The sequence below is a fragment of the Mesorhizobium sp. M7A.F.Ca.CA.002.05.1.1 genome, assembly GCF_003998335.1.
GTDB lineage: Bacteria > Pseudomonadota > Alphaproteobacteria > Rhizobiales > Rhizobiaceae > Mesorhizobium.
Genome location: NZ_RZQI01000352.1, coordinates 1 through 5,754, shown reverse-complemented (window position 1 = coordinate 5,754; position 5,754 = coordinate 1). Strand labels below are relative to the sequence as shown.

The 5,754-nt window shown below is 62.4% G+C and carries 6 protein-coding genes; 2 read left to right on the top strand and 4 right to left on the bottom strand.

Annotated features, from left to right (window positions below; translation table 11 throughout):
• Together EN939_RS18370 and EN939_RS18365 are read right to left on the bottom strand one after the other, a co-directional pair.
• Positions 1 to 1,322, bottom strand: a 1,322-nt coding sequence (locus EN939_RS18370; protein ID WP_127269142.1) for a hypothetical protein, incomplete at its 3' end; no start/stop codon positions are given.
• 171 nt (positions 1,323 to 1,493) lie between these two features.
• Positions 1,494 to 2,069 (bottom strand): GNAT family N-acetyltransferase, encoded by a 576-nt coding sequence (locus EN939_RS18365; protein ID WP_127269141.1) that lies wholly within the window; start codon positions 2,067 to 2,069, stop codon positions 1,494 to 1,496.
• A gap of 65 nt (positions 2,070 to 2,134) precedes the next feature.
• On the opposite strand from EN939_RS18365, the gene EN939_RS18360 reads away from it, so the two are divergent.
• Positions 2,135 to 3,463 carry a DNA polymerase IV gene (locus tag EN939_RS18360; protein WP_127269140.1) on the top strand — a complete coding sequence of 443 codons (1,329 nt, stop codon included), beginning with the start codon at positions 2,135 to 2,137 and terminating at the stop codon, positions 3,461 to 3,463.
• Here EN939_RS18360 and EN939_RS18355 read toward each other — a convergent pair.
• Positions 3,460 to 3,966, bottom strand: a complete 507-nt coding sequence (locus EN939_RS18355; protein ID WP_127269139.1) for a hypothetical protein — start codon at positions 3,964 to 3,966, stop codon at positions 3,460 to 3,462. The two genes, EN939_RS18360 and EN939_RS18355, sit on opposite strands and share 4 nt — an antisense overlap.
• 197 nt (positions 3,967 to 4,163) lie before the next feature.
• Here EN939_RS18355 and EN939_RS18350 point away from each other — a divergent pair, with 197 nt between their 5' ends.
• The gene (locus EN939_RS18350) at positions 4,164 to 5,045 is read left to right on the top strand and encodes a DMT family transporter (protein WP_127269138.1); all 882 of its coding nucleotides are present in this window, start codon (positions 4,164 to 4,166) and stop codon (positions 5,043 to 5,045) included.
• A gap of 11 nt (positions 5,046 to 5,056) precedes the next feature.
• Here EN939_RS18350 and EN939_RS18345 read toward each other — a convergent pair.
• A partial coding sequence (locus EN939_RS18345; RefSeq protein ID WP_127269137.1) for a potassium channel family protein occupies positions 5,057 to 5,754 on the bottom strand: 698 nt, incomplete at its 5' end.

Below are 5,754 nucleotides of genomic sequence, written 5' to 3'. Positions count from 1 at the left end.
GGCACGTATTGGCCAACCTCCGGTTCCGACTTTGCCGCTTCCTGCAGGCCTTCGACAAGCTTGTCGAAGCCGGCGACATCGACGGTTACGCTTCCTTCGGGCTTTTCGCCTGGGAATGTCATCTCGCCTTCCAGCGCGATCTCCGTGTCCTTGTTCTTCACGGTGCTGTGGCCAAGCACGACCTTCGGCATCTTGGCCATGAAGTCGACTTTAAGCTGCTCGCCGAATTCGGCCGGCAGCGGCGGATTCTTATTGAGATCAAAAGCTTCGATCGCCTTCTTCGCCATGCTGTCGAGATCGATATTGGCGCCGCCAAAGTTCAAATCGACATCGGTGGGCAACAACCCCACGCTCCAGCTCGGCAGAAGCTGGGTCGGCACGGTCAGCCCCGATGCCTTGATGCCGTACGTGATCGTGCCGTTCTGGGCCACGCCATCGGTGCCGAACACGGTGCTGAGCTGGGTGGCGCCGAAATTGCCGACCGGGCTTTCCACCGCGAAATCCTTAAAACCGTAGGTCCCGTCGATACGCTGCCAAAGCGGCAAGGCGGCGAGCAGAAGCGATTTGAGCTGCGCCTGGTTGGCCTTCAGCGTCGCCTCGTCCTCGTTGGCCACCGCAAATGCCAGGAGGTCGAGCAATGGCTTGGTCCGCACGCCCTTGCCGCTGGCTTCGACCGACAGTTCCGGCGACCTGACGGTGACCGGGAATTTCAACCCGCTCTCCGGATCGTCGAAATCGATCGCTTCGACAAAGCTCGACACCTTTTGCGAGGTTGTGAAATCGACGCCCCCGGTCGCCGACTTGGTCGCGGCAACGGTCGCGATGCCGGCGCCCGTGCTGGCTTCCATGTGCTGCTTGGCATCCTTCGATGCCATCGTCATGCCGGCCATCGAGCTGGTGCCGCTGGTGAAGGCCGCCAGATTTGGATCGTAGACGCCCGAACCCTTGCCGTCCTTGATCGAAAACTGAGTGCTTTGCAGCCCTTCGGGTCCGTTGAACTCGAAGGAGGCAGTTTGGGAGAAATCCATGGAGACATCCCAGGACCCGTCGCTGCGCGGCTTGACCATCAGGGCATAGGGCGCGAAGTCGAACTTCAGCAGTTTCTGGTCCGGAAACGATGCCGCAAGTGCCTTGAAATCGAACAGGATCCTGTAGGCGCCACCTTCAAGCGAAACCTTCAAAATGCCTTTGTCGATGGCCTGCTTGCCGACATAGCGGGACAAGTCGTCGGATAATTGCTTCGCACCCTGACTATCGACGGTCTGACCGAACGCAGGCGCGCTCAACGCAAGGAGGAAAACGAATGGCAGGGCACGGTTCACGCGAATTCTCCGTTTGACCTAATGCATGTCGCCCAAAGTGGGTCCTGGTTTGGGAGAACGACATGCATAAACAAAACCCCAAAGCGCATGCGCTTTAGAAGGGACGTCCGTCTGGTATGAAATTACTGCTGCAACCGCAAGGTGAGATCAACAAGCCACGAGCGGACCTCATCAAAGCACCAGCCGCATCAGCGGGCGGCCGGCCTTGCGTTCCACCAGCCGCTCGAAACCCGCCTTCTCGAAGATCCGCGACGAGCCGACGAACAGGCCGATCGAGCGCGAATCGCGAGACAGGTCCATCGGGCACGCCTCGAGCAGCCGGGCTCCATTCTGGCGGGCGAAATTTATGCCGCCTTCGACGAGGCGATGCGTGATGCCCCTGCCGCGCGCCTTGGCGCGGATGAAGAAGCAGGAGATCGCCCAGACGGCCGGATCCGCGGCGTCGGCAGGATCGACCGGTGCCGAGCCCCTGCCCTGATTGTTCCATTCGGGTACGTCGGCGCGCGGTCCGATCTGCATCCAGCCGACCGCCTGGCCATCTTCGAATGCCAGCAGTCCGGGCGGCGGGCCGGCCTCGATACGCGCCTTGATGTGGTCCTTGTTGCGTTCCCGGCTGCTCTCGCGCCGCACCGCCGGCGCCAGCCGGAAATGCGTGCACCAACAGCCGTAGCAGGCGCCTTGCTTGCCGAAGAGGTCCTCGAATTCAGCCCAAAGCTCGGGTGCAAGTGGCGCTATGGTCGTGCTCATGCGTTCTCCCCAGGCCAGCCTTGTCGCTGGCCTTGCACTGTCGTACCATTGCATCTGTTCTCTTTATGTTCGCAGCGATGGCGGCCCCTGTCAACAATCCCGATCACGGTTTTTGCCGCGACTGCCTGACGTTTCAGCGCAGCCAGGCGCGCCGCTGCGAGCGCTGCGGCAGCCCGCGGCTTGCGCGCCATCCAGAGCTTTACCGGCTGCATCTGGCCCATATCGATTGCGACGCCTTCTATGCGGCGATCGAAAAGCGCGACAATCCGGCGCTCAAGGACAAGCCGCTGATCATCGGCGGCGGCAAGCGCGGCGTCGTCTCCACCGCATGCTATATCGCCCGCATCCAAGGCGTGCGCTCGGCCATGCCGATGTTCAAGGCGCTCGAAGCCTGCCCGGAGGCGGTGGTCATCAGCCCCAACATGGAAAAATACGTGCGCGTCGGCCGCGAAGTGCGCGCCATGATGCAAGCGCTGACACCGCTGGTCGAGCCGCTGTCGATCGACGAGGCGTTTCTCGACCTCGCCGGCACCGAACGGCTGCACGGCCTGCCGCCCGCTGTGGTGCTGGCGCGCTTCGCGCAGGCCGTCGAGAAGGAGATCGGCATCACCGTTTCGGCCGGCCTGTCCTATTGCAAGTTCCTCGCCAAGATTGCGTCTGACTTTCGCAAGCCGCGCGGTTTCTCGGTCATCGGCGAGGCCGAGGCAGTCGGCTTCCTCTCGGCGCAGCCGGTGACCATGATCTGGGGTGTCGGAAAGGCATTCAACGCCACGCTGGAGCGTGACGGCATCCGCACCATCGGCCAGTTGCAGCAGATGGATCGCGGCGACCTGATGCGCCGCTACGGCACGATGGGCGACCGGCTCTACCACCTTTCGCGCGGCGAGGACGTCCGCCGCGTCGATCCCGACCAGGATGCCAAGAGCGTATCGGCCGAAACCACCTTCGACACCGATATCGCGTCGCTGGAGGAACTGGTCGCGGTTCTCAGGGGCCTTTCGGAAAAGGTCTCGGCACGGCTGAAAAAGTCAGGCATTGCCGGGCGCACCGTGGTCTTGAAGCTGAAGACCCAGGATTTCAAGCTGCGCACGCGCAATCGCCAGCTCGGCGATCCGACCCGGCTCGCCGACCGCATCTTTCAGACCGGGGTGGAGCTTCTGCGCAAGGAAACCGACGGCACGAAGTATCGGCTGCTCGGCATCGGTGTCAGCGACCTCTCGGACGACGACAAGGCCGACCCGCCCGATCTGGTCGACATCCAATCGCGCAAGCGCGCCATGGCCGAAGGCGCCATTGACGCCCTGCGCGACAAGTTCGGCCGCAAAGCGGTGGAAACCGGCTACACATTCGGCAAGGGCCGCGACGCCCATCCGCCGGAGCCGCTGGAGGATTAGGTGCGCTGCAGATCAATCCTGCTCGTCACCACGCTCTTGCCGGTTTTCGGGTCGGTGTCGATGACGGTCAGCCGCATGCCGTTCTCGCCGCGTTTCTCGACCTTCATCTGCGCCCTTCGGTCGCCATTGACCTCCTTGGCCCAGCGAATGCCCAGGTTGATCGCGTTGCCCGAACGGCTGCCGTTAAGCTGCGCCGGTCCCGTGCGAGAGCCGACATAGGTGCCGCTGTATTTGGCACCGCTGGCCTTCAGGTCCGCGCTGATGGCGCGCGTGACCACGACAAGTCCCCGGCAATTGCCGTCGAGCGACAGGGAGGTCGATGTCGCGTTCGAGCTGAACGTGCAGGACACGTTCACGGTCGGCGCATCGGTGGTGACCTTGACGATACCCTTGCCGGCGAAATTGCCCTTGAACGCCTGGAGAAATTGGGCCTCGTCGGCATGTGCCGCACCTGCCGCAACCAATAAGCCGCCGGTAAGCGCGAATTGCGCGAAGGATCTCATTGAAGCTCTCCTTGTCGATCTTGAAAAAGGCGGGACGGTCCGCGAGCACGGCTGACCACCGGAACTCAACGCCACTTGCGGTTTCAGGTTCCGCCCGCCACACGACTGTTTTACAACATCCAGCCAGTCGCGACTGGCCCAGAAGAATGCCTTGTGTAGCGATTGCGGCAGAAGCCCTCGCCTGCGACATAGCGCGAATGGCACCCACCCCCTCGATCCCCAAGGCCGCGTTCTGGATGGCACTGTCGATCGCTTCCTTCCTTGGGATGACGGTCGCCGGCCGAGCCACGACAGCGGAGCTCAACGTCTTCCAGGTGCTTGAGTTGCGCTCTGTGATCGGCTTCTTCATCCTTCTGCCGCTGGTGATGATGAGTGGCGGTTTTCGAGCCATGCGCACGCAGCGCCCCATTGCCCATATCGCCCGCAACGTCATCCATTACACGGGCCAGGCGGCCTGGCTCTACGCCCTCACTTTGATCCCGCTGGCGGTGCTGATCTCGATCGAATTCACCACGCCGATCTGGACAGCTATCCTGGCGGTGATTTTTCTGGGCGAAAGGCTGAACCGGCCCAAGCTGGCAGCGATCGGGCTGGGGCTGATCGGCGTGGTGATCATCGTGCGCCCCGGTGTCGGCTCGGTCGACCCTGGACATCTCGTCGTGCTGGGTGCCGCGGCCTGCTTCGGCATCTCGGTGGTCACGATCAAATCGCTGACCCGGACTGACAGCGTCGTGCGCATCATCTGCTGGATGCTGATTATCCAGTCGATGGTCGGTCTCATCCCGGCGCTCTATACGTGGCGCAATCCGCCACTGGAGCTATGGCCGTGGATCGTGCTGATCGCTTTCACCGGCATGTCGTCGCATTTCTGTATGGCCCGCGCGCTTGGCTATGCCGATGCGACCATCGTCTCGCCGATGGATTTTCTGCGCGTGCCGCTATCGGCGCTGATTGGCTGGCTGCTCTATAGCGAGCAGATCGATGCCTTCACCGCCGGCGGCGCGCTGCTGATCCTGATGGGCAATCTGCTCAATCTTCAGCGCAGGGCTATAAAGCCGGCCGAAGTGGCGGCGTCGTAGTACGCCGGCCGTCAGTTCCCTTCGTCGGGTATGTTGAGAAGATGACCGCAGGCTTTGCAATGCACGGCGTCCGGCTCGTGCCGCCGCAAGCCGCACTGCGGACAGGGAAACAAAACCTTGGCTGGCCGGAAGATCGCCTGAGCCAGTCTGACAAACAGCGATATGCCGATGATCATGGTGACGATTGCGGTCAGCTTGCCGGCTATGCCCGGCAGCACGATGTCGCCGAAGCCGGTCGTCGTCACCGTGGCGACGGTGAAATAAAGCGCGTCGACATAGTTTTCCAGACCGGCGCCAGTGCGGAAGAAGAACGTGTAGACGAAGCCGGTGATGACGAACAGGAAGGTCAAAAGGTTGATGACCGCGTGGCTGGCCTCGCGCCACGGCCTCAGGCCGCGCATCTCCAGATGCCGCCAGAGCGAACCGCTGCGCGACAGCGACCACAGCCGCAGGATGCGCAGGAAGGCGAGATTGGCGAACGCCGTCGGCATCAGCAGCGTCAAAAGGATGAAGACATCGACCCACGACGTCGGCTGCTTCATCAGCCGCAGCATGTTTTTGGAGGCAAGCAGCCGGGCGACCAGATCCGCGGCGACAAGCGCGGCCGCCGAATAGTCGAGCCAGAGGAAGGACGGCTTGTCCTGAAGAACCGGCGTCGCGATGAAGAAGGCGATGATGGCGAGGTCGATGACGACGGCCACCAGTTGGA